Source organism: Curtobacterium sp. MCBD17_032, assembly GCF_003234855.1.
Lineage (GTDB): Bacteria > Actinomycetota > Actinomycetes > Actinomycetales > Microbacteriaceae > Curtobacterium.
On the sequence record NZ_QKTO01000002.1, the window covers coordinates 48,306 to 72,329 of the forward strand.

Sequence of the window (24,024 nt, forward strand, 5' to 3'; positions counted from 1 at the left end):
TGTGTAGTGCGAACTAAGGGCGCGCCGAGACGTCCGCGCGGTGGAAGTTCAGAGCCGACCGGGACGGAGTCGGCCCGCGCTGTCCCTGGTACCGCGACTGGTACTCGGCGGATCCGTACGGCTTCTCGGCCGGGCTCGACAGCTGGAAGAAGCAGAGCTGCCCGATCTTCATGCCGGGCCACAGCTTGATGGGCAGCGTCGCCACGTTCGAGAGCTCGAGGGTCACGTGTCCGGAGAACCCCGGGTCGATGAAGCCCGCCGTCGAGTGCGTGAGGAGCCCCAGACGGCCGAGCGAGCTCTTGCCCTCGAGTCGTGCGGCGATGTCGTCCGGCAGCGAGACCACCTCGAAGGTCGACCCGAGCACGAACTCACCCGGGTGCAGGACGAACGCCTCGTCCGGGTCGGTCTCGACCAGGCGGGTGAGCTCGGGCTGGTCCTCGGCAGGGTCGATGTGGGGGTACTTGTGGTTGTCGAACAGCCGGAAGTACTTGTCGAGCCGCACGTCGATGCTCGACGGCTGCACGAGCGAGGCGTCGTACGGGTCGAGGCCGATCCGGCCCTGGTCGAGCTGGGCGGCGATGTCGCGGTCGGAGAGCAGCACGCTGGAAGCCTAGTGGTCGGCCCGTGCCCCGTCAGGACTCGAAGGCGTCGAGGACCCAGTCGTCGGTGGGCAGGGTGCGGTCGTGCCAGCGCATCCGGATCGAGCCGTCGTCGACCGCGTGGAAGTCGGGGTGGCCCTCACGGAGCTGGCAGCGGTGCCCGTGCAGCATCCGCGGGCAGCGGTCCTGGTCCGATGCGGTCCCACGACGGCCGACGACCGACCCGACCAGGCGGACGGCGACGCGGCGCAGGCGAGCACGGCCGGTGCGACGGAGGCTCGCGCGCCGGACGACGGGACGCGCGGCGGACGGGGGACGACGTGATGTGCGCACAGGATGCTCCAGCTGTTCGCCATGGATCTGGTGGATCGAGCGGCCGGGGTCTGGGGCTACCGGAACGCTAACCGAGCGCACCTCGGAGTGGGTGGAGTCCGCGCGACTAGGCTGAAGGTGTCCGCTTCAGCACCCAGCCCCCGCGCTGCAGCCACTTCTCGCAGGAGCGCTGATACCCATGACCACCACCACCACACCCACGGGCTCCCTCGCCCGGGGCCGACGATGAGTTCCTTCACCGACGCGGCCCGTCGCCTCCAGGGCGGCGACGACGACGCCCTGGCGGGTGCGTTCGTCGACGTCCTCCCGGTGGCCGGCGCCGCGCTCTCCACGCTCGGTCGGCCCTTCGGCAGCGCCGTGATCGCCGCCTCTGATCCGCGAGCCGCGGAGTCGGACGAACAGCAGGTGCTCCTCGGAGAGGGCCCGGGCTGGTCGGCGCTGCGGAGTGGGGCTCCCGTCCTCGCCTACGACCTGAGCGAGACGACCGACGACGAATGGCCGTCCACCCGTGCGGCCCTGCGGGCGACGGGATGGGCCGGGTTGCTCTCGTTCCCGCTCTCCGTCGGCACCTTCGACATCGGCGCCGTGACGCTGTACCGACTCGAGACCCAGCCGCTCGCACCCGCCGAGCTCTCCGAGGCGAAGCTGCTCGCCGGGCTGGCCGCGCTCCGTGTCCTGTACACGACGACGCGTGACCTCGAAGGCGGAATCGCTACCTCTGCCGTCTCCGTCACACATTCGTCCGGGCGTCACGTGCACCAGGCGACCGGCATGGTGGTCGCCCAGCTGGGCCTCACTCCGGAGAACGCGCTGCTGGTCCTCCGTGCACGCGCGTTCGCGGACGGGCAGCACCTCCGCGCCATCGCCGAAGCTGTCATCGAGCGGCGCATCGACTTCCGAGACCCACGCACAACCGACCCCGCACGGAAAGAAGACCGCTGATGACGCAGAGCAGAGAGCAACGCCTCGTCGACACGTTCGTCACCCTCGCCGACACCCTCGTCGACGACTACGACGTCATCGAACTGCTCCAGATGCTGGTGGGGAAGGCAGCGGAACTCTTCGACGTCACCGCGGCCGGCATCATGCTCGCGACCCGGACCGACGAACTCGAGTTGGTCGCGTCGACCAGCGAGCGGAGCAACCTCGTCGGCGTCATGCAGCTCGACGCCGGCGAAGGTCCCTGCGTCGAGGCCTACCGCACCCGGCGGGTCGTCACCGTGGGCAGTTCCGCCGAGTTGCGCAGACGGTGGCCCACGTTCGCAGCGGCGTCGGAGCGGTTCGGGTACGCGTCGGTGCACGCCATCCCGCTCCGCCTGCGGGACGAGACGCTCGGCTCGATGAACCTCTACCGCGAGCGGCCGGGTGCGCTGGGCGACGACGACATCGTCGCCGCGCAGGCGCTGACGGACGTCGCGACCATCAGCATCCTGCAGCAGCGCGGACTCGAGCGGGCCACCATCGCGCGCGACCAGCTCCAGCGGGCGCTCGACAGCCGGGTGGTCATCGAGCAGGCGAAGGGGTTCCTCGCGCAGACGCACGAGGTCGACATGGACCAGGCGTTCGGGCTGCTCCGGTCCTACGCGCGGTCCCACCAGGTGCCGCTCGCGGAGACCGCGCGGCAGGTCGTCGAGCGGACCGTCTCGATCTGAGGGGGACCGGGGCTGACCGTCAGGCGAGCTCGCGCAGGTCGGCCCCGTGCTGGATGACGTCCGCGGCGACGTCGCGCAGACCGCGGCCGGTGCGTCCGGCACCGTCCCGGAGGACGCGGAAGGCCTCGTCGATCTGGACGTCCCGTCGGTACGCCAACGCGCCCTTGGCCTGTTCGAGCAGCACCCGGGCCTCCAGGGCGTCCGCGATCTGCTCGTCGAGCGTCCGTTGCGTCCCCTGCGCGCGGTGGCGTGCCAGAGCCGCGGAGGCCGCGTCGGCGAGCAACTGGATCATCACGACGTCCTGGTCGTCGTGTCCCCGGTCGTGGTCCGCGAAGACGCACAGGCACCCGATGGTCGCGGTCCGCAGCCGGATGGGCTCGGCGAAGGTGCCGATCAGTCCGCGGTCGCTCATGGTCTGCACGAAGGTCGGCCATTCCGCGGCCTTCGTGGAGACGTCCGGGACGTCGATCGTCCCGCCAGTCCGGTAGCAGTCCAGACACGACCCCTCGGTCGTGCCGAGCTGGGCTTCCTCGGCGTCGATGCCCCGCTCGCTCGTCGAGGCGATCACGTGCAGGACGCCGGACCGGTCGGCCAGGACGATCCCCGCCTCGGCGGACCCGGTCCACCGCACGCATGCGTCGACCGCCCGGGTCATGGCGTCGAGGACGTCGAGCGACGGGTCCAGCACGGCGGCGACCGCGCCGAGCACGTGGTCGAACCGGTCCTGGTCGTCGAACTCTGTCGTCGTCGTCACCCGCCCGAGCGTACGGGGGTGGCCCCGGGACGCCGCGCAGCATCCTGCCCTCGCGCGTCCAGACCCGCGCGCCTACGATGGAGGGTCCGCGGACCGCGGACGGAACCGACCCGAGACAGGTATGGCCGTCACGTCACCCCAGCCCCACCCCGACGCCGCAGGTCGTCCGGACACCGCCTCCCGACCGGGAGGCCCGGCACCGGACGCCGCGCCCGTCACCACCCGCACGTCCACCGTCGCGACCGTCCTCGTGATCGCCGTTCCACTCATCGTGGCGTGCGCGCTCCTCGGGATGACGATCACCGGTGCGTTCACCGCGAACCAGCAGCTCGTCTCCGCCGGCGACGTCGTGCAGTTCGGTCTCGTCGCCGCCCGCGGTGTGCACGACGGGGTCGCGGCGCTGACCGTCGGGCTCCTCATCGTCGCCGCGTTCGCGCTGCCCGCGCAGAAGGCCGACCACGGGGCGATGTCCTCCGTGCAGCACCGGGCCGCTCGGTGGGCGGCGATCTCCGGGTCGGTCTGGTTCCTCGCCGCCGTCGCCGGGATCGTCCTGACCGGGGCGAACACCCTCGGCGTCCCGCTGACGAGCCCCGTCTTCGCCCGTAACTTCCTGCTCTTCGCGTTCCAGGTCGAGATCGGGCAGTCGCTCGTGGTGTCCGCCGCGGCCGTGCTCATCGCCACGCTCGTCGCCGCGTTCGCCACCCGGGCCACGACCCTCGCCGTCGCCACGGTCGCGTCGTTGTTCGCCCTGCTGCCGCTCGCGCTGTCCGGCCACGCCGCCGGGTCGCTCGAGCACGCCAACGCCGTCAACTCGCTCGCCGTGCACCTGCTCGGCGTGTGCGTCTGGGCCGGTGGACTCGTCGCCGTCGTGCTCCTGCGCGTCCGGACGAAGGGCGCCACCGGACGGGTCGTCGCCCGGTACTCCACGCTCGCCGGGTGGGCGTTCGCCGCCGTGGCGTTCTCCGGCATCGTCAACGCGCAGCTCCGGCTGACCGGGCCGCTCGACCTCGTCACGACGCCCTACGGCTGGCTCATCACGACGAAGGCCGCGATCCTCGTGCTCCTCGGGATCGCCGGGGTCGTGCAGCGCCGCAAGCTCGTGCCCGGGCTGCTCCGCGCCCCGACCGACCGCCGGCTGTTCGTCCGCTTCGCCCTGGCCGAGATCGTGTTCATGGCCGTCGCGATCGGCGTCTCGGTCGCCGTCGCCCGCAGCCAGCCGCCGATCCCGCAGACGCCGGAGACCGGGGCCGACACCCGCTCCGGGCTCATCGGGTACCCGTACCCGCCCGAGCAGACGATGCAGACCTACCTGTCGCACTGGCACATCGACTGGATGTGGCTCGCGCTCGCCCTGGTCGGCGCCGGCTGGTACCTGTGGAGCGTCCGCAAGCTCAAGCAGCGCGGTGACTCCTGGCCGGTCGGCCGGACCATCGCCTGGCTCGTCGGCTGCGCCGTGTTCATCTGGACGACCTCCGGGGGACCGGCCGTCTACGGCATGATCCACTTCTCGTCGCACATGGTGCAGCACATGCTGCTCATGATGTTCGTCCCGCTGCCGCTCGTGCTCGGCGGTCCGGTGCTCCTCGCGCTGCGGACCCTGCCGGTACGGAACGACGGGTCCCGCGGCGCACGCGAGTGGCTCATGCTGTTCGTGCACTCGCGGTGGATGCAGTTCCTCGCGAAGCCCGCCGTGGCCGGTGTGGTCTTCGCCGGGTCCCTCGTGGTGTTCTACTTCACGCCGGCGTTCGAGTACGCCATGCAGTCCCACGAGTGGCACATCGTGATGATCGTGCACTTCGTCCTGAGCGGCTACCTGTTCTTCTGGGTGTTCGTCGGCATCGACCCGGGCCCGCAGCGCCCGCAGTACCCGATCCTCATCATCGCCCTGCTCGCGACCCTGGCCTTCCACGCGTTCTTCGGCGTCGCGGTGATGACCTCGCAGTCGGTGTACGCGATCGACTGGTTCCACGCCCTCGGGCAGACGGACGACGCAGCACTGCTCGACGACCAGCACACCGGCGGCGGCATCGCGTGGGGTGCCTCCGAGCTGCCGATGGTGTTCGTCGTGCTCATCGTCGTACGCAACTGGGTGCGGTCGGACGAGCGCACCGCGAAGCGGAAGGACCGCCAGGCCGAACGGGACGGCGACGCCGAGCTCGACGCGTACAACGAGCGCCTGTCGGCGATGCAGCGGCGCGACTGAGCATGGCCAACGGCTCGGAGGCCGACACCGGCTCCGTCCGGGACGCGTACGGCCGTCGCGCGGCTGAGTACACCGAGCAGCTCGGCACGATGGCATCGGTGCACCCCGCCGACGTCCACCTCGTCACCACGTGGGCGGCGGGACTCGGTGGCCCGGTCCTCGACGCCGGGTGCGGCCCCGGCCACTGGACCGTCCACCTCGCCGGCCGCGGAGTCGACGTCGTCGGCCTGGACCAGGTGCCGGCGTTCGTCGAGCACGCACGACGGACCTACCCGAGCGCTCGCTACGACCGGGGGAGCATCGACGAGCTGCCGTACGAGGACGAGCACTTCGCCGGCGTGCTCGCCTGGTACTCGCTCGTCCACCACGGCCCGGCGGGCATCGGTCGGCCGTTGGCGGAGGCGGCGCGGGTCCTCCGGCCGGGTGGCGGGTTGCTCGTGGGCTTCTTCACCGGGGACCGCGTGGAGCCGTTCGACCACGCGGTGACGACCGCGTACCGCTGGCCGCCGGACACGCTGGCCGACGAGGTGCGCGCCGCCGGGTTCACGGTCGTCGAGCTCCACACCCGGACAGCCGGGACGGCCCGCCCGCGCCCGCATGGGGCGCTGCTCGCCGTCCGCTGACCGACGCGCCGAGCGTCGGACCGGGGCCCTGTCCTGGAGGCGCGGGGCGGGCCTCCAGGGCTATGCGGGCGAGCATTCAGGGGAGGTCGCGCGGCCCGCGGAACTCGCCGCAGCCGAAGCGGCTCTCGGCGATGAAGTCCTGCAGGTCACTCTGCACGCAGCGGGCCGTCATCTCGGGTCCGTCGTCGAGCCGGAGCCCACCGGACGCTCCGCGCTCGCCGACGATCCGCCACCACACCACCGCGCTGTTCGTCTCGACCAGGTCGTCGGGCTGGAGGGCGTGCCCCCACGGATCGTCGATGGGGGCGAGGTGGAAGCGGGTCGAGCGCAGCTCGTCCGCACGGAGCATCTCGCGGAACACCGGTTCGAGGAGCGCGAGGACCGCCCGCACCTCCATCACCTCACGCTCGGCCACGGGGACACGCTACCGGCGCACGGGCACACCGAGCCGGACCGGCCTGGAGGCGCGGGGCGGACCTCCAGGCCGGCGCACGGGAACGCGGTGGCGCGGGCGGGAACGAGGAAGGGCCCCGTCGCTGACGCGACGGGGCCCTTCTGCTGGAACCGGGGAGGCTCAGCCCTTCTTGGCGAGCTCGGAGAGCGTCGCGTCGTTCTTGTAGGCCTCGACGGCGTTGTCCTTGGTGACGAGGACCGGGGTCAGCTCGACGGTGGGGACGATCTTCTTGCCGTTGTCGTTGTTCTTGTCCTTCACGGTCTCCGGCTTCTTGCCGTCGGCCAGGTCGGACACCAGATCGATCGCGGCCTGGGCCTCGTCGGTGGTGTTCTTGTAGATGGTCGAGTACTGCGTGCCCTGCATGATGAGCGGGATCGACGCGGTCTCGGAGTCCTGACCGGTCACGACGGGGTTGTCCTTGCCGGCGGCCTTCGTCGCGGTGAGGATGGCGCGGGCCAGGGTGTCGTTCGGGGAGAGGACGCCGTCGAGCTCCGTGTCACCGGTGTAGTACTGCGCCAGGAGGTCCGTCATGCGCGACTGGGCCTTCTGCGCGAGCCAGCCCTGCGTGTTCACCTTGGCGAACGTGGTCTGACCCGACGTGACCTTGAGCGTGCCGTCGTCGATCTTCGGCTGCAGGACGTCCATCGCGCCGTTGAAGAACACGGTGGCGTTGGCGTCGTCCGCGGAGCCGGCGAAGAGCTCGACGTTGTACGGCTTGTCGCCCTTCTTCTCCTCGAGGCCCTTGAGGAGCGCCTGCGCCTGGAGCTGGCCGACCTTGAAGTTGTTGAACGCGACGTAGTAGTCGACGTTCTCGGTGTTCAGGATGTTGCGGTCCCAGGCGATGACGGTCGCACCGGCGGCCTTGGCGGCCTTGACCTGCGAGCCGAGCTGCGAACCGTCCGCGGCGCCGATGATGACGGCCTTGGCACCCTTGGTGACCATGCCCGAGATCTGCGACTGCTGGTCCGGGACCGGGCTGCCGGCGTTCGCGTACTGGATGTCGGCCTTGAAGCCGGCTTCCTCGATCGACTTCTTGAACGCGGCGCCCGCGAGGACCCAGTTCTGCGAGGTCTTCGCCGGGAGGGCGACGCCGATGAGGTCGCCCTTCTTGATGGTCGAGCTCGAGCCGGAGCCGGAGCCCGAGTCGCCCGAGTCGGAACCGCCACGGGCCGAGCAGCCGCTGAGGGCGAGGCCTGCGATGAGCGCCAGGCTGACGCCGGCGACGATCTTGTTGCGCATGTGATTGCTTTCTCTTCGTTGAGGAGGTGGGGCCGGGGCCCCGCTGTGGTGGATGGGTCGTACCGGGGGCCCGGCGGTCGGTCACCCGACCGCCGGGCGTCCCGAGCTAGGGGAGGGTGACCTTGTCAGGCTGGTCCTCGATCGAGCGCGGCTGCTGCGCACCGACCGTGTTCTCTTCGGTGTCCTTGCGCTGGAACTGCCGCATCATGCCGCCGATCAGCGACGGGCGGCCCTGCGACTTCGAGTAGACGTCGAAGGCGACGGCGACGAGCAGGACGAGACCGCGGATGATCTGGACCTTGTTCGACTCGAGGCCCATGAGCTGCAGGCCGTTGGACAGCAGCGCCATCACGAGACCACCGATGATCGAGCCGGAGATCGTGCCGACACCACCGGCGACGGCGGCACCACCGACGAACACGGCCGCGATCGCGTCGAGCTCCCAGCCGGTGCCGTCCGCGGGGCCCGAGGCGCCCGAGTAGCCGACGAAGACCATGCCGGCGATCGCGGCGAGGACCGACATGTTCATCATGACGAAGAAGTTGACCTTCTTCGCGGAGACACCGGACAGGACGGCGGCGTTGGCGTTGCCACCGACGGCGTAGACCTGGCGGCCGAAGATCGTGTTCTTCGTGACGAAGCCGTAGACGATCGTCAGGACACCGAGGATGATCGCGACGATCGGGACCGAGGTGCCGACCGGGCCGGCGGCGAACAGGTAGGTCGCGAAGAGCGTGACGGCGACGAGGATGCCCGTGCGGGTGATCGAGACCCACAGCGGCGGGACGTCGGCGTGCATCTTCTTGCGGCGGGCACGGCCGCGGGCCTCGATGACGATGAGCGCGATGATCGTGGCGAGCCCGATCAGGAGCGTGCCGTTGCTGAAGCCGAAGTCGGGACCGAAGTCACCGAGGAAGCCGGCACCGATCGGCGTGTACGCGTCCGGGACGGGGACCGAGGTGGACGAGCCGATGATCTGGTTCGCACCGCGGAAGATGAGCTGGCCCGCGAGGGTCACGATGAAGGCCGGGACCTTCACGAACGCCACCCAGAAGCCCTGCCAGGCACCGATGAGTGCACCGACGGCGAGGCCGAGGATGATCGCCGCCCAGACCGGGAAGTTCCAGACCGCCATGGACTGCGCCACGACGATGCCGACGACCGCCGCGACCGAACCGACCGACAGGTCGATGTGGCCGGCGATGATCACCATGACCATCCCCAGCGCCAGGATGAGGATGTAGGAGTACTGCAGGAACAGGTTGATCACGTTCGTCGGCTCGAGGATGAGCCCGTTCGTCGTGACCGAGAAGAAGACCAGGATCGCGATGAGCGCGATGACCATGCCGTACTGGCCGATGCTGTTGCCCTTGCCGAAGAGCAGCTTCAGGTTGTTCATGAGACGGTGGCGCCCTTCCGCGCGGACGTCATGCTGCGCATGAGCGTTTCTGGATCGGCCTGTTCGGCCGGGAGGTCAGCGGTGATCTGGCCCTCGAAGATGGTGTAGATCCGGTCGGAGAGACCGAGGAGTTCGGGGAGCTCGGACGAGATGAGGATGATGCCCTTCCCCTCGGCCGCGAGCTGCTGGATGATCCCGTAGATCTCGAACTTCGCACCGACGTCGATGCCGCGGGTGGGCTCGTCGAGGATGAGCAGGTCGGGGTCGGTGAACATCCACTTCGACAGGACGACCTTCTGCTGGTTGCCGCCGGAGAGCTTGCCGACGTTGTCCTCGACCGAGGGCACCTTCGTGCGGAGCATCTTCCGGTACTTCTCGGCGACCGAGTACTCCTCGAGGGAGTCGACGACCCCGCCCTTGGAGATCTTCTTCAGGTCGGCGGCCACCGTCGAGCGCTTCACGGTGTCGAGCAGGTTCAGGCCGAGGGCCTTGCGGTCCTCCGACACGTAGCCGAGGCCGTTGTCGATCGCCTGCTGGACGTTCGTGACCTTGATCTCGCGGCCGTCCTTGATGATCTGGCCGTCGAGCCAGGTGCCGTACGAGCGACCGAACAGGCTCATCGCGAGCTCGGTGCGACCGGCGCCCATCAGGCCCGCGAAGCCGACGATCTCGCCCCGGCGGACGTGGAAGTTCGAGCCCTTGCAGACCAGGCGCGACGAGTCGAGCGGGTGCTGCACGGTCCAGTTGCGGACCTCGAAGAACGTCTCGCCGATCTTCGGGGTGCGGTCCGGGAAGCGGGACTCGAGCGACCGGCCGACCATGCCGCGGATGATGCGGTCCTCGTTGACGCCGTCCGCCTTGACGTTGAGCGTCTCGATGGTCTTGCCGTCACGGATGATCGTGATCTCGTCGGCGATCTGCTCGATCTCGTTGAGCTTGTGGCTGATGATGATGCTCGAGATGCCCTTGGCCTTCAACCCGACGATGAGGTCGAGGAGGTGCTGGGAGTCGTTCTCGTTCAGCGCGGCGGTCGGCTCGTCGAGGATGAGGAGCTTGACGTCCTTGTGCAGGGCCTTGGCGATCTCGACGAGCTGCTGCTTGCCGACACCGATGTTCTTGATCTGCGTGTCCGGGTCGTCCGCCAGGCCGACGCGAGCGAGCAGGTCCTGCGCGCGGAGCTGCGCGGCGGTCCAGTCGATCCGACCGAAGCGGCCCGGCTCGTTGCCGAGGAACAGGTTCTCCGTGATGGAGAGCTCCGGGATGAGCGCCAGCTCCTGGTGGATGATGACGATGCCGGCCTGCTCGGACTGCTTGATGTTCGAGAAGCGGACTTCCTCGCCCTCGTAGACGATCTCGCCCTCGTACGTGCCGTACGGGTAGACGCCCGACAGCACCTTCATCAGCGTGGACTTGCCAGCGCCGTTCTCGCCGCAGATCGCGTGGATCTCGCCGGCGCGGACGCTCAGCGAGACGTCGGACAGCGCCTTCACACCAGGGAACTCCTTGGTGATGGAACGCATCTCGAGGATCGTCTCGGGAGCGGTGATCGAACGGGTCTCGAACCCGCTCGCGATCGGGTCGTGACCCTGTGGGGTTGACGCCACGGTGCATCTCCTTCTGCCGCTGCGATGCGGCAGTCCTTCGGTGGAACAGCTGCGGCATCCGAAGGGCACGAGGGTGCGTGCGGACTTCGTTGTCGCGTCCGGGTGTCCCCCGTGTGACGGGCCATGTGAACGGTCACATCGAGGAACGGAGGTAATCCTACGCACAGGCGCGCCCGGGCTGTCAATTCGGACCGGTCGCGATTCGGTAACGCTGCGGGCACTTCCGCGCGCAGCGGCTCGGACGCCCCTCGGGCTGGGGACAGACCGATCGGTTCAGCGGTGCCGTGGTGCCCCAGTCGAGCCGCGGACGACGAGCTGCGGGACGATGTCGATCGGGCGGAGCAGGTCGTCCGCGCTCGGCAGCAGGATGTCCACGCTCCGGCGTCCGAGCTCGGCGAAGTCGACCTGCACGGTGGTCAGCGGCGGCCAGAAGTGCTTCGCCTCCGGGATGTCGTCGTAGCCGACCACGGACAGGTCGCCGGGGACGTCGAGCCCGTACGAACGAGCGGCGTGCATCACGCCGAGCGCCATCGCGTCGTTCGAGCAGAACACCGCGGTGCAGTCCCGGTACCGGAGCAGTTCGCGGCCCGCGTGGTAGCCGAAGTCCGCCGTCCAGTCGCCGAGGACCGGGGGCTGGACGGGCTTGTCGCGATCGGACATCTCGCGCAGGAAGCCCTGCATCCGCGCGTCCGCCTCGATCCAGTCCTGGGGTCCCGCGATGTGCCGGACGTACTCATGGCCCAGGTCGAGGAGGTGGGCGGTGGCGAGTCGGGCGCCCTCCATCTGGTCGACCCAGAGCGCCGTCGGGTCCTCGCCGACGCTCGAGCGCATCGTCACGTACGGGGTGCGGACGCCGAGTTCCTCGATGAGGTCGAACACCCGCTGCTGCGGGGCGATGACGACGATGCCCTCGACGTCCTGGTCGAGGAGGTGCCCGAGCCCGTCGCGGACGGCCGCGTCGGTCGGTTCGGCGATGTTCGCGGTCGTCACGGAGTACCCGCGGAGCACCGCCGCGTCCTCGATGGCCTGCAGGGTCACGGTCGGGCCGTAGTGCGACCGCTGCGCGGTGAGGACGCCGATCGTCCGCGTCCGGCTCGTGACGAGGGCGCGGGCGGCACGGTTCGGCCGGTACTGCAGCTCCTCCATGGCGGCCACGACCCGGTCACGGGTCTCGGCCCGGATCGCGTCAGAGTTGTTCAGCACCCGCGAGACGGTCTGGTGCGAGACGCCAGCCACCCGCGCGACGTCACGGATGCTGGGGGACCGCGGCTGCTCTGCCCGCGTGGTCGCCATCGTTGCTCTCTCCCGCTCGGGCCCGCAGCACGCCCATGTGCACGTTCACATCCCGAGCCAGATCATTATGCACGGCTCCCGGGTGCGTGCCAGCTGAGGGGTGCGGCGGCCCTGGCCGGGAGGCGCGTGGCGGTGCCGACCCGCGCCTCCCGGCCGGCTCGGCGTCGGTCCGCGGGTCAGGCGCGCTCATGGTGGGTCGTCGGCACGGGGTGTCACCGCGCCGCTGCGCCGTCGCGGGGCGCGCGGCGACGCGGTGTCCGTGCCGGTGGGGCCGACGACACCGCCGTGCGGGCCGGACGGGTCGTCCGGGTCGGACCGGTCGTCCGGGTCTGGGCTACCGCCGGGCGAGTGCGTCGAGCGGCAGTTCGGCGAGCTGCCACCCGAGCCACGGGCTGAACGCGAAGGGCGCGGCGGTGACGGCCTGGCGGAGCTTCTCCTCCGACAGCCACACCCACTCGGACACCTCGTCGTCCGCTGGCTGCGGATCGGCGTCGGCCACGGCACGGAACACCGGGCAGACCTCGTTCTCGACGATCCCGGAGGCGTCGACCGCGCGGTAGCGGAAGTCCGGCAGCACCAGCTCGACGCTGTGCACCGCGAGCCCGAGTTCCCGGTCGGCGCGCCGGGCGATGGCGTCCTCGAAGGACTCGTCCGGGCCGGGGTGCCCGCAGAACGAGTTCGTCCACACGCCCGGCCACGTCTTCTTGACGAGGGCGCGACGCGTGACGAGCACGTCACCGGCCGCGTTCTGCACGTGGCAGCTGAACGCGAGGTGGAGGGGCGTGTGGTCTGTGTGCACCGTGAACTTGTCGGCAGTACCGATCGGGGTACGGTCTTCGTCGAGCAGGACAACGGTTTCCGGGAAAAGGCTCATCTGCCTCGATAGATTAGGCCAATGACCGAGGAAGCGGCCACCGTGGCGCACATCGACCTCGCGCTGGTGGACGAGTGCCTGGAGCACTTCTTCACGGCGTCGAGCGCCCGGGCCGCCGCGTTCGGCCGTCCGTCCGAGGAACTGTGGCGCGTCCTCCGCAAGGCGAGCATGGGCGGCAAGCGCTTCCGGCCGCGCATGGTGCTCACCTCGTACACGGCCCTCGGGGGTGATGACATCCGCGCTGCCGCGCAGGTCGCCGCCGCGTACGAGTTGCTGCACACCGCGCTCGTCGTGCACGACGACGTCATCGACCGCGACTGGTCCCGCCGCGGTCGGCCGAACGTGGCCGGGTCGTTCCGCGACACCGCGACGACCGGCGGGCTCCCGCTGCCGACCGCCGAGCACCGCGGGACGAGCGCTGCCGTCATCGCCGGTGACCTCGCGCTCGCGGCCGCCCCGCGCTTCATCGAGGCGAGCGGCGTCACCGGTGCCCGACGCTCCCGGCTGCTCGACCTGTTCGACGACGCCGTGTTCGCCAGCGCCGCGGGGGAGATGGCCGACGTCGACCTCGCGCTCGGCGTCATGCCGACCGTTGCCGAGGTGCTCCAGATGGAACGCGCGAAGACGAGTGTGTACAGCTTCGAGGCGCCGCTGCAGTCCGGCGCCGTGCTCGCCGGGGCGCCCGAGATCGTCGTCGCCTCGCTCGGGGCGTTCGGCCGCGAGATCGGCATCGCGTACCAGATCGTCGACGACCTGCTCGGGGTCTTCGGCAACGAGGGCTCGACCGGCAAGACCGCGATCGGGGACCTCCGCGAGGGCAAGCGCACCATGCTCATCGCCTACGCGGCGACGACCGACTGCTGGCCGGAGCTGGCGCCCTACCTCGGCGACCCCGACCTCACCGAGGAGCGGGCCGCGGGGCTCCGCGCCCTCCTCGTCGAGTGCGGCGCGCGCGACGCGGCCCTCGACCACATCCGCGAGCACACCGCACTGGCCCGCGCCGAGCTGGCCGCACTGCCGGACGAGCTCGGCGCGCGACTCGCGGGGCTCGTCACCGAGCTCGTGGAGCGCGTCCGGTGACGTCGAGCACCACCCCGGACCGCCTCCCGCTCTACGACGCCACCGCCGAGGCCGCCTCGAGCGTCGTCATCAGCCGGTACTCGACGTCGTTCGGCCTCGCCAGCCGACTGCTCACGAAGGACACCCGCGAGCACATCCGGAACGTCTACGCCCTCGTCCGGGTCGCCGACGAGGTCGTGGACGGCCCCGCGACCGAGGCCGGACTCGCACCTGCGCTCGCGCGGACGGTCCTCGACGAACTCGAGCAGGACACCGAGCGGGCGATGGACCTCGGCTTCTCGGTCAACCCCGTCGTCCACGCCTTCGCGCGGACCGCCCGGACGACCGGCTTCGGGCCGGAACTCACCCGGCCGTTCTTCGCGTCGATGCGGATGGACCTCGAGCAGACCGAGCACGACCAGGCGTCCTTGGACACCTACGTGTACGGCTCGGCCGAGGTCGTCGGGCTGATGTGCCTCCGCGCCTTCGTGTACCGGGCCGGACGACCGACCTTCGACGACGCCGTGCTCGTCGACGGGGCCCGCGCCCTCGGGGCCGCGTTCCAGAAGGTCAACTTCCTCCGCGACCTGCACGCCGACTTCGAGGTGCTCGGCCGCTCGTACTTCCCCGGCGTCGACGTCCGCAGCTTCGACGAGGCCACGAAGGACCGGCTCGTCGCCGACGTCCAGGCCGACCTCGACCGCGCCGCCCGCACCGTGCCGCTCCTGCCGAAGGACGCCCGCCCCGCGGTCGCCCTCGCCCACGCCCTGTTCCAGGAACTCAACGACCGCATCGCCGCCACCCCGGCGGACCGGCTCGTCACCTCGCGCGTCCGCGTCCCGAACCCCGTCAAGGCCCGCCTCGCCGCGCGCGTCCTCGCCCGGCGGGGCACGCTGTCCGCCCGGACCGCACCGCCCGTCACCGCATCACCCGCCCCGCAGACTGGAGGCTCGTCATGAGCCCGACCACCGCCTCCCGTCCGACGACCGGACCGACTCCGGGACGGGCCGTGCCCGTCCGCCGGGCCGTCGTCATCGGCGGCGGGATCAGCGGCCTCGCCGCCGCCGCCCTGCTCGCCCGGGACGGTTTCGCCGTGACCGTCCTCGAGCAGCGCACCCAGCTCGGCGGTCGTGCCGGCTCGTGGGAGCAGGACGGCTTCCGGTTCGACACCGGCCCGAGCTGGTACCTCATGCCCGAGGTCTTCGACCACTTCTTCCGGCTGCTCGACACGAGTGCCGACGAGCAGCTCGACCTCCAGGTGCTGGACCCCGGGTACCGCGTCTACACCGAGGGGCACGACGAGCCGATCGACCTGCGGGCCTCGCGCGAGGAGAACATCGCGCTGTTCGAGTCGATCGAGCCCGGTGCCGGCGCCAGGATGGCGAAGTACCTCGACTCCGCGGCCGACACGTACGAGATGGCCGTCCGCCGGTTCCTGTACGGCACGTTCCAGGACCTCACGAAGCTCGCGGCCCCCGACGTCCTGAAGCGGGTGGGCAAGCTCGCCCGCCTGCTCGTCCAGCCGCTGTCCTCGTTCGCCGCGTCCGCCGTACGGGACCGACGGCTGTGGCAGATCCTCGGGTACCCGGCGGTGTTCCTCGGCACGAGCCCCTACGCGGCGCCGAGCATGTACCACCTGATGAGCCACCTCGACCTCGCCGACGGTGTGCTCTACCCGAAGGGCGGCATCAGCGCGCTCATCTCCGCCGTCGAGCGGGTCGCACGCGCCGAGGGCGCGACGATCACCACCGGCGCCACCGTGTCCCGCATCGTGGTCGACGACGGCCAGGCCACCGGCGTCGCATGGCACGACCAGGACGGCGCGGAGCACGTCGAGCACGCCGACCTCGTCGTCAGCGCGGCGGACCTCCGGCACACCGAGATGGAGCTCCTCGAGCAGGAGCACCGGACGCACGACGCGGAGCACTGGCAGAAGCGCGACCCCGGTCCCTCGGCCGTCCTCGTCTACCTCGGCGTCGAGGGCGAGGTCCCCGGGCTGCTGCACCACACGCTGGTGTTCACCGCGGACTGGAAGGCGAACTTCGGCGCGATCTTCGGGGCGGACCGGCACGTCCCGGACCCGGCCTCGATCTACGTCTGTGCGCCCTCGCTCACCGACGACTCGGTCGCGCCCGAGGGGCAGAGCAACCTGTTCGTCCTCGTGCCGCTGCCCGCCGACGTCTCCATCGGCAAGGGCGGGATCGACGGCGCGGGGGACGCCGAGGTCGAGGCCATCGCAGACCGCGCGATCGACGTCATCGCCGAACGGTCCGGTGTCGCGGACCTGCGCGACCGGATCCTCGTCCGCCGGACGATCGGGCCGCAGGACTTCGCCGACGACCTCAACGCCTGGAACGGCTCGATGCTCGGCCCGGCCCACACCCTGACGCAGAGTGCGTTCTTCCGCGAGAAGAACGCGTCCACGAAGGTCGGCGGGCTCTACTACGTCGGCGCCTCGACGATCCCGGGCATCGGCCTGCCGATGTGCCTCATCAGCGCCGAGGTCCTGCTCAAGCGGATCCACGGGGACACCTCGACCGAGCCGTTGCCGACCCCGCTCCCGCGGTCCGCCGACGCACCGCCGCTCCGGACGACGGGCTGATGCCGGGGCTGTACCTGGCCGGCCTGCTCGTCTCGATCGCCGGGGTCGCGGTGCTCGACGCCCGCCACCGGCTGTTCTTCTGGCATGCCCCGCTGCGCGCCGCCGTGGTCATGGCGATCGGGCTCGTGTTCTTCATGGTGTGGGACGTCGCCGGCGTGCACCTCGGGATCTTCTTCATCGGCACGACGCCGGTGCTGACGGGCGTGCTCCTCGCCCCGGAGGTCCCGCTCGAGGAGTTCTTCTTCCTGGTCCTGCTGTGCTGGACGACGATGGACCTGTTCGGTGCCGTGCGGCCCGTCGTCGACCGGCTCGCGACGCGACGCGCCGGGCCGGGCGACCCGGACGAGCGTCGCGGTGCCGCCGGTCGCGAGGCCGTCGGCCCGGAGGACACCGGGCGCGGGGCCACCACCGGCCGCCGCCGGACGGGGGATCCGGCGTGACCGGGGCCGGCACGTACGCGCTCCTCGCGGTGCCGTTCCTCGGGACCGCGGTGCTCGTCGCGGTCGTCGCGGGAGTGGTGACCGCACGCCGGACCCGGGGCGGCACCCGGTCGGTGCGGGCGGCCGCCGGTGACGGCACGGGCGCACCGTCCGGGTCGCGCGGTCGTCGCGCCGCGGTGGTCAGCGCCGTCGTGGCCGGTGTCGCGCTGATCGTCATGACCTGCGTCTTCAACAACGTGATCGTCGGGCTGGGCATCGTCGCCTACGACCCGGCGCTCGTCCTCGGTGCACGGGTGGGGCTGTTCCCCGTCGAGGACCTCGCCTACGCGATCGGGGCGGTCCTGCTGCTGCCGAGCTGCTGGGTCCTGCTCGACCGACCGGTACGGTCGGAACGCCCGTCCCAGCCGTCCCGCTCCCCGGAGGACACCCCATGACCGCGAGCAGCGCCTCCAGGCCGTCCACCCTCCGCGCCCTGTTCGTCTCGTCGCGCCCGATCAGCTGGGTGAACACCGCGTACCCGTTCGGGGCCGCCTACCTGCTCGGCAGCGGCGTCGGCATCGCGGGCGGGGGCGGGTTCTCGCTCGTCGCGTTCCTCGTCGGGGTCGTGTACTTCCTCGTGCCGTACAACCTGGCGATGTACGGCATCAACGACGTGTTCGACTACGAGTCCGACCTGCGCAACCCGCGCAAGGGCGGGGTCGAGGGCGCGCTGCTCGACCGGAGCGTGCACCGAGCCACGCTGTGGGCCGTCGTGGTCACGAACGTGCCGTTCCTCGTCGCGCTCGCGCTGCTCGGGGCCGCCAGTGGGAACGGACCGTGGTCGTGGCTCGTCCTCGCGGTGAGCGTGTTCGCGGTCGTCGCCTACTCGGCACCGGGGCTGCGGTTCAAGGAGAAGCCGTTCCTCGACTCGCTCACCTCGTCCACACACTTCGTCTCACCCGCCGTGTTCGGACTCGCGCTCGCCGGGCCGCACTGGACCGGGCAGCTCGTCGCCGTGTGCGTCGCGTTCTTCCTGTGGGGCGTGGCCTCGCACGCGTTCGGAGCGGTGCAGGACGTGCTCGCCGACCGGGCCGCGGGGATCGGGTCCGTGGCGACCGTCATCGGGGCCCGGGCGACCGTGCGGCTGGCCTTCGTGGCGTACCTCGTCGCCGGCGTCGCGCTGCTGTTCTCGGCGTTCCCGGGGCCGATCGCGGCGGTCGTCGTCGTGCCGTACGCGCTCAACGTGCTGCCGTGGTGGAACGTCACCGATGCCGGGGCCGAGGCAGCGAACGCGGGGTGGAAGCGGTTCCTCTGGATCAACTACGTCGCGGGTGCCGTCGTGACGATGGCCCTGATCGGGTTCGCCTTCACGCACTGACCCGCGCGCGTCAGGCCGCGCCGGCCACCCGGCGCGCCTGCTCGACGGCCGCGCGGACACCGCGGGACCACGACGGCCCGTGCCCGGGCAGGACGTGCCGCGCCTCGGTGTCGACGAGCAGGTCGAGCGACGCCACCGCGGTGTCGACGTCCGCCGTGGCCGCCGGCGCGACGATCCGCGGACCGATGCCGCCGGTGTAGGGGTCGAGCGTGACGAGGGCATCCCCGACGATGACGGCGTCCCGGTCGGCGAAGTGCAGCGCGACGTGTCCGTCCGTGTGACCGGGCGTCTCGATGATCCAGGGGTTCCCCGGGGTCTCGGCGCGGGACTCCATGAGCTCGACCTCGTCGATGCCGTCGACCGTCGCGGCACCCGCCAGCAGCATCCGTCCGAGGGGCCGCAGTCCGCCCGGGTGCGTCAGGACGAAGCCGAACCGGTTCACCGCCGGCCGGTACGAGTACGGGTGCGCGGCGAGGTCCCGGTCGCCCGGGTGGACGTACACGGGGGTGCCCCAGTCGCGGTGCATCCGGGCGGCCGTGCCGACGTGGTCGAAGTGCCCGTGCGTGAGCAGCAGGGCCTCCACCCGGTCGGGGGCGTACCCGAGGTCGTGCACGGCGAGCTGCAGGTGCGGCCAGACCGCGGGCAGCCCGGCGTCGACGACGAGCAGTCGGTCCCCGGTCTCGACCAGGTAGGTGTTGGTGTGTGCGAGCTCGAGGCGGTGGATGCCCTCTGCGACGTCCCGGAACAGCATGACGGGGACGGTAGGCCGGTTCTGCTGGACGCGTTGCCGGACGTGCTGGCGGGCGGGCGGCGGCTGCGATCGACGGATCGACGGATCGACGACTCCACCGGAGCGCGTTCCGCGAGTGCGCTCGGTCCGGAGCGTGTACTCAGGATGCATGCCCAACGACTCCCTCCCCGAGCTCGAGCTCGCGAACGTGCGCACCCGGGAGCGGATCACCGAGACGGTGGACCGCATCCGGCAGAAGGCGGACGTGCCCGCGCGCACGCGCCTGGCCGTCGCGAAGACCAAGCAGCGCTGGCACCACGACCCGACGCCCCTCGTCGCGGTCGCGATGACGGCCGCGGCCGGTGTCGCGGCGATCGTCGTGGGCGTCCGGATCGGGAACACCCCCGCCGGTCGCCTCGCGGCGCTCCGCGAGCCCGCCCCCGTGCCGGTGTTCAAGCCGGTGAAGGTCGGCAAGGACGGCAAGTCGAAGGGCGTCCCCGTCTTCGCACGCAAGGACCCGACGGGCAACCCGGTGTACCAGGAGCGCGAAGCCGCGGAGAAGCGTCGGAAGAAGGACGCGAAGTGGGCGGGGAAGTCGATCAAGCGGATGAAGAAGGCGGCGAAGGGCTGACCATGGCGAAGGAAGCAGAGAAGCCGGCGGCGGACGACCCGCGCAAGCCGGACTCACCCACCGACCTGACGAAGCCGACGTTCGTCTACACGCTGAAGAAGACCCTCCGGGAGTTCACCAGCGACCAGTGCACGGACCTCGCGGCCGGCCTGACGTACTACTCCGTGCTCGCGCTCTTCCCGGGACTGCTGGCGGTCGTGTCCATCCTCGGTCTGTTCGGCGACCCGCAGGCGACCATCAAGACCCTCCTGCAGGTCATCGGCAACATCGGCTCCCAGGACGTCGCGAACCTCCTGCAGGGCCCCGTCGAGGGCCTGGTCCGTTCGCCCGCGGCGCCGGTCACGTTCATCGTCGGTCTCCTCGGCGCCCTGTGGTCGGCCTCCGGCTACGTCGGCGCGTTCGGCCGCGCGATGAACCGCATCTACAACGTGCGTGAGGGCCGCCCGATCTGGAAGCTCCGTCCGACCATGCTCGGCGTCACGCTGACAACCGTGGTCCTGCTCGTCATCGGTCTGCTGGCCCTCGTGTCCGGGCCGCTCGCCCGCAGCTTCGGCGACCTCATCGGACTCGGCGACGCCGCAGCGCTGGTGCTGTCCATCGTGCAGTGGCCGATCCTGCTCGTCATCGCGATCGTCATCGTCGCGGTGCTCTACTACTGGTCGCCGAACGTCAAGCAGCCGAAGTTCACGTGGGTCAGCGGCGGGTCGGTCCTCGCGCTGCTCATCTGGATCATCGCGAGCGTCGGCTTCGGGTTCTACGTCGGGAACTTCTCGAACTACAACGCCACGTACGGCTCGCTCGGTGGTGTGATCGTCTTCCTCCTCTGGATCTGGATCACGAACAACGCACTGCTCTTCGGAGCCGAGTTCGACGCCGAGATCGAGCGCGGCCGCGAGCTGCAGGCCGGCATCAAGGCGGAGGAGGACATCCAGCTCCCCGAGCGCGACACCCGACAGACCGAGAAGCAGGACGAGAAGCGCGCCGAGGACGTCCTCCAGGGCATCCGCATCCGGCAGAGCGCCGGCGAGACCAAGGACGAGTGAGCACAGCGCGCGAGCGCGTCCTGTCCGGGAGGCTCGGTGACGGTTCCGTAGGCTTGCCTGCGTGACCGACACCGAGCCTCCCGTCTCCGTCCCCACCGCCGCGAACGACCGTCCGGTCGCGCTCGTCACCGGAGCGACCCGCGGCATCGGCCGTGCGATCGCGGCCGACCTGGGCCGGACGCACCACGTGCTCGTCGGCGGGCGCGACGCCGACGCGGTCGCCGCCGTCGTCGCCGAGCTGCCGAGCGCGGAGCCCTTCGTCGGCGACTTGGGCGCCGGGGACCTGCCGGCCGTGCCGAGCTGGATCGACGTGCTCGTGCACTCCGCCGGCGTCGAGCAGGGCACCCGCATCGCGGACACCCCGCGGGACACCTGGGAGGCCGTCTTCGCCACGAACGTCTTCGCGGTCGCGGAACTGACCCGCGTGGCGATGCCCGGCCTCCGTGCCGCCCGCGGTCTCGTCGTGACGATCAACAGCGGCGCCGGCTTCACGGCCGGTCCGGGCGGCGGGGTCTACGCGGCGTCGAAGTTCGCGCTCCGGGCCTTCACGGACGCCCTGCGCGAGGAGGAACGCGCGAACGGCGTGCGGGTGTCGAGCGTGCACCCGGGCCGCACCGACTCGGACATGCAGCGGGCCCTCACCGAGAAGCTCGGTGAGGAGTACGACACGGACTACTACCTCGCGCCGGAGGACGTCGCCGACGCGGTCCGCACCGTGGTCGAGCTGCCGGAGCGTGGCACGGTCGAGATGCTGTCGATCCGGCCGTCGCGGCGACGCTGACGGCGCTGCCACGACGAGCCTCGGCCACGCGAGCGTCCCGCGACGCCGCGTGGCCGAGGCCGGCCCGCCCGGTCCGCCGGTCGAGCCTCAGCCGAGTTCGATCCGCGACGTCAGCCCGAGTCCCCCGAGGAACCGCTCGTCGTGACTCACCACGACGAGCGCACCGCGGAACGACCGGAGGGCCGCGACGAGCTGGTCGACGCTCGACAGGTCGAGGTCGTTCGTCGGCTCGTCGAGCACGAGCAGGTGCGGCGGCGGATCCGCGAGGACGAGACCGGCCAGTGCGACCCGGAAGCGCTCCCCGCCGGACAACGATCCCGCCGGCCGGTCGACGGTGTCCCCGCGGACGAGCAGCCTCGCGAGCCGGTTCCGCAGCTCTGGCACCGGGACGGCCGGCGCTGCGCGTTGCACGTTCTCGAGGACCGTCGCGTCGTCGTCGAGGGTGTCCTTCTGCTGCGGGAGGTACCCGACCCGGTCGGTGTGGGCGACCGCGCCGGTGTCGGGGAGCGGGTGTTCCCGTGCCGTCGTGAGCCCGACGAGCTGTTCCAACAGGGTCGTCTTGCCGACGCCGTTGTCGCCGACGAGGGCGAGGCGCTCGGGTCCCTGCACGACCGCGTCCCGACCGCGCACGGTGATCGTCGCGATCCGCCGCGACGCGGCCACGCCGGGGTCGGGCAACTCGACGTGCAGTGTCTCGTCCTGTCGGACCCGGCGGCCGGCCTCCCGTACCGTCGCGGACGCCACCGCCTCGGCCGACGCATGTCCGGACCGGAGCCGCCCGGCGGTCGCCTCAGCCTGCTTCCGCCGCTCGTTCGCCAGGATCTTCGGCATGGACGTGGCGGACGCGGCCCCTGCCTTCGCACGTCGCGCGATGGAGGTCTCGGCCTCGATCCGCTGCCGCTTCTCGGCACGGTACCGCTGCTCGGCGACCCGGACCTCCCGTTCGACGGCGGCCTGCTGCACGGCGAGGTGCTCCTCGTACGCCGAGAACGTGCCGCCGAACACGGTCAGAGCGCCGTCGCGGAGCTCGACGACCTCGTCGACGTGCTCCAGGAGTTCCCGGTCGTGGCTCACGACGACGAGTGTGCCGCGCCAGTCGTCGATCAGCGCGAGCAGGGCCGCCCGCGCTCGGCGGTCGAGGTTGTTCGTCGGCTCGTCGAGGAACGCGATCGGACGCGCGCGGAGACGGATCCCCGCGACCGCGACGAGCACCGCCTGACCGCCCGACAGCGTCCCGACGGGGCGGTCGAGGTCGGCAGCGCCGAGAGTCGCTCGCGGACCGAGGTCGAGGGCGGCCAAGGCCGCTCCGGCCCGGTCCTCGACGTCCCAGTCCTCGCCGACCACCTCGAAGTCGTCCGGCGTCGCGTTCCCGGCGAGGACGGCACGGAGCGCCGTGACCTGCGCACCGACCCCGAGCAGGTCCGCGACGGTCCGCGGAGGGCCGGGACGGGCCTCCAGACCGGACGGCACGGCGGTGCCTGCTCCGGACGGGAGGTGCGGTGCGGCTCCGACGAGCCGCTGCGGCAGGTGGTCCACGGCCCCCGTCGTCTCGACGGAACCGGCGGTGGGGACGAGCTGACCGGTGACGAGGCGGACGAGGGTCGACTTGCCGGCTCCGTTCCGGCCGACCAGACCGGTGCGGCCGCGACCGAACGCGGCGGTGATGCGGTCGAGCGCGACGGTGCCGTCGGGCCACGCGAAGGAGACGTCGTGCAGGACGACGGACGGACTGATGGGCATGCGGATGCCTCCGGAGATCGTGCGGGCGCACGACACCGTCAGCCGCTCGGGCGGCGGTCCCACCGGTGGGCGGGCGAGGTCACGGTGTCAGCGCAGGGACAGCTGCTGCTGCGGCGCAGTGCCGGTGATCTCGCGCAATGCCGCACCGTTTCCGTCGGGGATCCCCGTGGCCGTCGCCCGTGCCGTCGGCCGGTCGTCCCGCACCGCGACCCCGGAGCGATGACGGGGTACGCCTCACCGTACGGCCGTGCAGTCGGCGCGCGCAAGATGTCCGGCATGGCTGACGACGAGAAGCAGACGCGGGACGACTTCCACGACGCGGTGAACATGACCGCGTCCCAGCTCGAGAAGTGGCTGGACACCGACGAGTCGAAGTCCGTCGGGCAGAAGAAGGACGGCGCGACCGAGTCCACCGGGCACGAGTCCGGCCGGCACATCGTGGCGATCCTGCAGAAGAAGCAGGGCGACCTCACCGACGAGGACTACGCACACATGCGCAAGGTCGTCGGGTACGTCGCCCGGCACTCGGAGCAGCGGCCCTCGGGCGACGCGACCGACACCAAGTGGCGCTACTCGCTCATGAACTGGGGCAACGACCCGCTGAAGTAGGCGAC

General features: G+C 71.1%; 25 protein-coding genes. 14 read left to right on the forward strand and 11 right to left on the reverse strand.

What is annotated here, in order from left to right; translation table 11 throughout:
* Positions 1–13: 13 nt before the first annotated feature.
* Together dcd and DEI91_RS15885 are read right to left on the reverse strand one after the other, a co-directional pair.
* Positions 14–601, reverse strand: a complete 588-nt coding sequence (gene dcd / locus DEI91_RS03330; protein WP_111050925.1) for a dCTP deaminase — start codon at positions 599–601, stop codon at positions 14–16.
* Between the two features lie 31 nt (positions 602–632).
* Positions 633–932: a hypothetical protein gene (locus DEI91_RS15885; protein ID WP_110890648.1), complete on the reverse strand. Its 300-nt coding sequence runs from the start codon at positions 930–932 to the stop codon at positions 633–635.
* A 225-nt stretch (positions 933–1,157) separates the two neighbouring features.
* On the opposite strand from DEI91_RS15885, the gene DEI91_RS03335 reads away from it, so the two are divergent.
* Complete coding sequence (locus tag DEI91_RS03335) at positions 1,158–1,874, forward strand: GAF and ANTAR domain-containing protein (RefSeq protein ID WP_181439457.1); 717 nt, start codon at positions 1,158–1,160, stop codon at positions 1,872–1,874.
* Entirely contained in the window at positions 1,874–2,584 is a 711-nt protein-coding gene (locus DEI91_RS03340) for a GAF and ANTAR domain-containing protein (RefSeq protein ID WP_111050927.1), read from the forward strand. Before DEI91_RS03335 ends, DEI91_RS03340 begins: the two co-directional genes overlap by 1 nt.
* 19 nt (positions 2,585–2,603) lie before the next feature.
* Here the strand turns inward: DEI91_RS03340 and DEI91_RS03345 are convergent, their stop codons facing one another.
* On the reverse strand, positions 2,604–3,338 hold the full coding sequence (locus DEI91_RS03345) for a GAF and ANTAR domain-containing protein (protein ID WP_111050928.1): 735 nt from the start codon (positions 3,336–3,338) through the stop codon (positions 2,604–2,606).
* Positions 3,339–3,459: 121 nt separating this feature from the next.
* Between DEI91_RS03345 and DEI91_RS03350 the strand changes: the two genes are divergently transcribed.
* Together DEI91_RS03350 and DEI91_RS03355 are read left to right on the forward strand one after the other, a co-directional pair.
* On the forward strand, positions 3,460–5,541 hold the full coding sequence (locus tag DEI91_RS03350) for a cytochrome c oxidase assembly protein (protein ID WP_111050929.1): 2,082 nt from the start codon (positions 3,460–3,462) through the stop codon (positions 5,539–5,541).
* Positions 5,542–5,543: 2 nt separating this feature from the next.
* Complete coding sequence (locus DEI91_RS03355) at positions 5,544–6,164, forward strand: class I SAM-dependent methyltransferase (protein ID WP_111050930.1); 621 nt, start codon at positions 5,544–5,546, stop codon at positions 6,162–6,164.
* A 76-nt stretch (positions 6,165–6,240) separates the two neighbouring features.
* On the opposite strand, the gene DEI91_RS03360 is transcribed toward DEI91_RS03355, so the two are convergent.
* From DEI91_RS03360 to idi, 6 genes are all read right to left on the reverse strand, one after another.
* Positions 6,241–6,579 (reverse strand): hypothetical protein, encoded by a 339-nt coding sequence (locus DEI91_RS03360; protein ID WP_111050931.1) that lies wholly within the window; start codon positions 6,577–6,579, stop codon positions 6,241–6,243.
* 159 nt (positions 6,580–6,738) lie between these two features.
* Positions 6,739–7,857, reverse strand: coding sequence for a sugar-binding protein (locus tag DEI91_RS03365; RefSeq protein WP_111050932.1), 1,119 nt, complete (start codon positions 7,855–7,857; stop codon positions 6,739–6,741).
* Between the two features lie 106 nt (positions 7,858–7,963).
* Positions 7,964–9,256 carry a multiple monosaccharide ABC transporter permease gene (mmsB, locus tag DEI91_RS03370; RefSeq protein WP_111050933.1) on the reverse strand — a complete coding sequence of 431 codons (1,293 nt, stop codon included), beginning with the start codon at positions 9,254–9,256 and terminating at the stop codon, positions 7,964–7,966.
* Entirely contained in the window at positions 9,253–10,776 is a 1,524-nt protein-coding gene (mmsA, locus tag DEI91_RS03375) for a multiple monosaccharide ABC transporter ATP-binding protein (RefSeq protein WP_181439489.1), read from the reverse strand. The genes mmsB and mmsA overlap by 4 nt, the downstream gene beginning before the upstream one ends.
* A 357-nt stretch (positions 10,777–11,133) precedes the next feature.
* Entirely contained in the window at positions 11,134–12,153 is a 1,020-nt protein-coding gene (locus DEI91_RS03380; RefSeq protein WP_111050934.1) for a LacI family DNA-binding transcriptional regulator, read from the reverse strand.
* Positions 12,154–12,487: 334 nt separating this feature from the next.
* The gene (gene idi, locus DEI91_RS03385; RefSeq protein ID WP_111050935.1) at positions 12,488–13,027 is read right to left on the reverse strand and encodes an isopentenyl-diphosphate Delta-isomerase; all 540 of its coding nucleotides are present in this window, start codon (positions 13,025–13,027) and stop codon (positions 12,488–12,490) included.
* Between the two features lie 21 nt (positions 13,028–13,048).
* On the opposite strand from idi, the gene DEI91_RS03390 reads away from it, so the two are divergent.
* From DEI91_RS03390 to DEI91_RS03415, 6 genes are read left to right on the forward strand one after another with little or no spacing between them, the layout of a single operon-like run.
* Positions 13,049–14,107: a polyprenyl synthetase family protein gene (locus DEI91_RS03390; RefSeq protein ID WP_111050936.1), complete on the forward strand. Its 1,059-nt coding sequence runs from the start codon at positions 13,049–13,051 to the stop codon at positions 14,105–14,107.
* Positions 14,104–15,045, forward strand: coding sequence for a phytoene/squalene synthase family protein (locus DEI91_RS03395; protein ID WP_111050937.1), 942 nt, complete (start codon positions 14,104–14,106; stop codon positions 15,043–15,045). The genes DEI91_RS03390 and DEI91_RS03395 overlap by 4 nt, the downstream gene beginning before the upstream one ends.
* Positions 15,042–16,688: a phytoene desaturase family protein gene (crtI, locus tag DEI91_RS03400; protein ID WP_181439458.1), complete on the forward strand. Its 1,647-nt coding sequence runs from the start codon at positions 15,042–15,044 to the stop codon at positions 16,686–16,688. The genes DEI91_RS03395 and crtI overlap by 4 nt, the downstream gene beginning before the upstream one ends.
* The gene (locus DEI91_RS03405) at positions 16,688–17,128 is read left to right on the forward strand and encodes a lycopene cyclase domain-containing protein (protein WP_111050938.1); all 441 of its coding nucleotides are present in this window, start codon (positions 16,688–16,690) and stop codon (positions 17,126–17,128) included. The genes crtI and DEI91_RS03405 overlap by 1 nt, the downstream gene beginning before the upstream one ends.
* Positions 17,125–17,562, forward strand: a complete 438-nt coding sequence (locus tag DEI91_RS03410; protein WP_111050939.1) for a lycopene cyclase domain-containing protein — start codon at positions 17,125–17,127, stop codon at positions 17,560–17,562. Before DEI91_RS03405 ends, DEI91_RS03410 begins: the two co-directional genes overlap by 4 nt.
* Positions 17,559–18,485, forward strand: a complete 927-nt coding sequence (locus DEI91_RS03415) for a prenyltransferase (RefSeq protein ID WP_111050940.1) — start codon at positions 17,559–17,561, stop codon at positions 18,483–18,485. The genes DEI91_RS03410 and DEI91_RS03415 overlap by 4 nt, the downstream gene beginning before the upstream one ends.
* Positions 18,486–18,495: 10 nt before the next feature.
* Here DEI91_RS03415 and DEI91_RS03420 read toward each other — a convergent pair whose 3' ends face one another.
* Positions 18,496–19,236: an MBL fold metallo-hydrolase gene (locus tag DEI91_RS03420; RefSeq protein ID WP_181439459.1), complete on the reverse strand. Its 741-nt coding sequence runs from the start codon at positions 19,234–19,236 to the stop codon at positions 18,496–18,498.
* Positions 19,237–19,384: 148 nt separating this feature from the next.
* Between DEI91_RS03420 and DEI91_RS03425 the strand changes: the two genes are divergently transcribed.
* From DEI91_RS03425 to DEI91_RS03435, 3 genes are all read left to right on the forward strand, one after another.
* On the forward strand, positions 19,385–19,846 hold the full coding sequence (locus DEI91_RS03425; protein WP_111050941.1) for a hypothetical protein: 462 nt from the start codon (positions 19,385–19,387) through the stop codon (positions 19,844–19,846).
* A 2-nt stretch (positions 19,847–19,848) separates the two neighbouring features.
* Positions 19,849–20,889: a YihY/virulence factor BrkB family protein gene (locus DEI91_RS03430; protein ID WP_111050942.1), complete on the forward strand. Its 1,041-nt coding sequence runs from the start codon at positions 19,849–19,851 to the stop codon at positions 20,887–20,889.
* Positions 20,890–20,950: 61 nt separating this feature from the next.
* Complete coding sequence (locus DEI91_RS03435; RefSeq protein WP_111050943.1) at positions 20,951–21,670, forward strand: SDR family oxidoreductase; 720 nt, start codon at positions 20,951–20,953, stop codon at positions 21,668–21,670.
* An 87-nt stretch (positions 21,671–21,757) separates the two neighbouring features.
* On the opposite strand, the gene DEI91_RS03440 is transcribed toward DEI91_RS03435, so the two are convergent.
* Positions 21,758–23,410 (reverse strand): ABC-F family ATP-binding cassette domain-containing protein, encoded by a 1,653-nt coding sequence (locus DEI91_RS03440; protein WP_111051283.1) that lies wholly within the window; start codon positions 23,408–23,410, stop codon positions 21,758–21,760.
* A gap of 276 nt (positions 23,411–23,686) precedes the next feature.
* On the opposite strand from DEI91_RS03440, the gene DEI91_RS03445 reads away from it, so the two are divergent.
* Positions 23,687–24,019, forward strand: a complete 333-nt coding sequence (locus DEI91_RS03445; protein ID WP_111051284.1) for a DUF3140 domain-containing protein — start codon at positions 23,687–23,689, stop codon at positions 24,017–24,019.
* Positions 24,020–24,024: the final 5 nt, after the last annotated feature.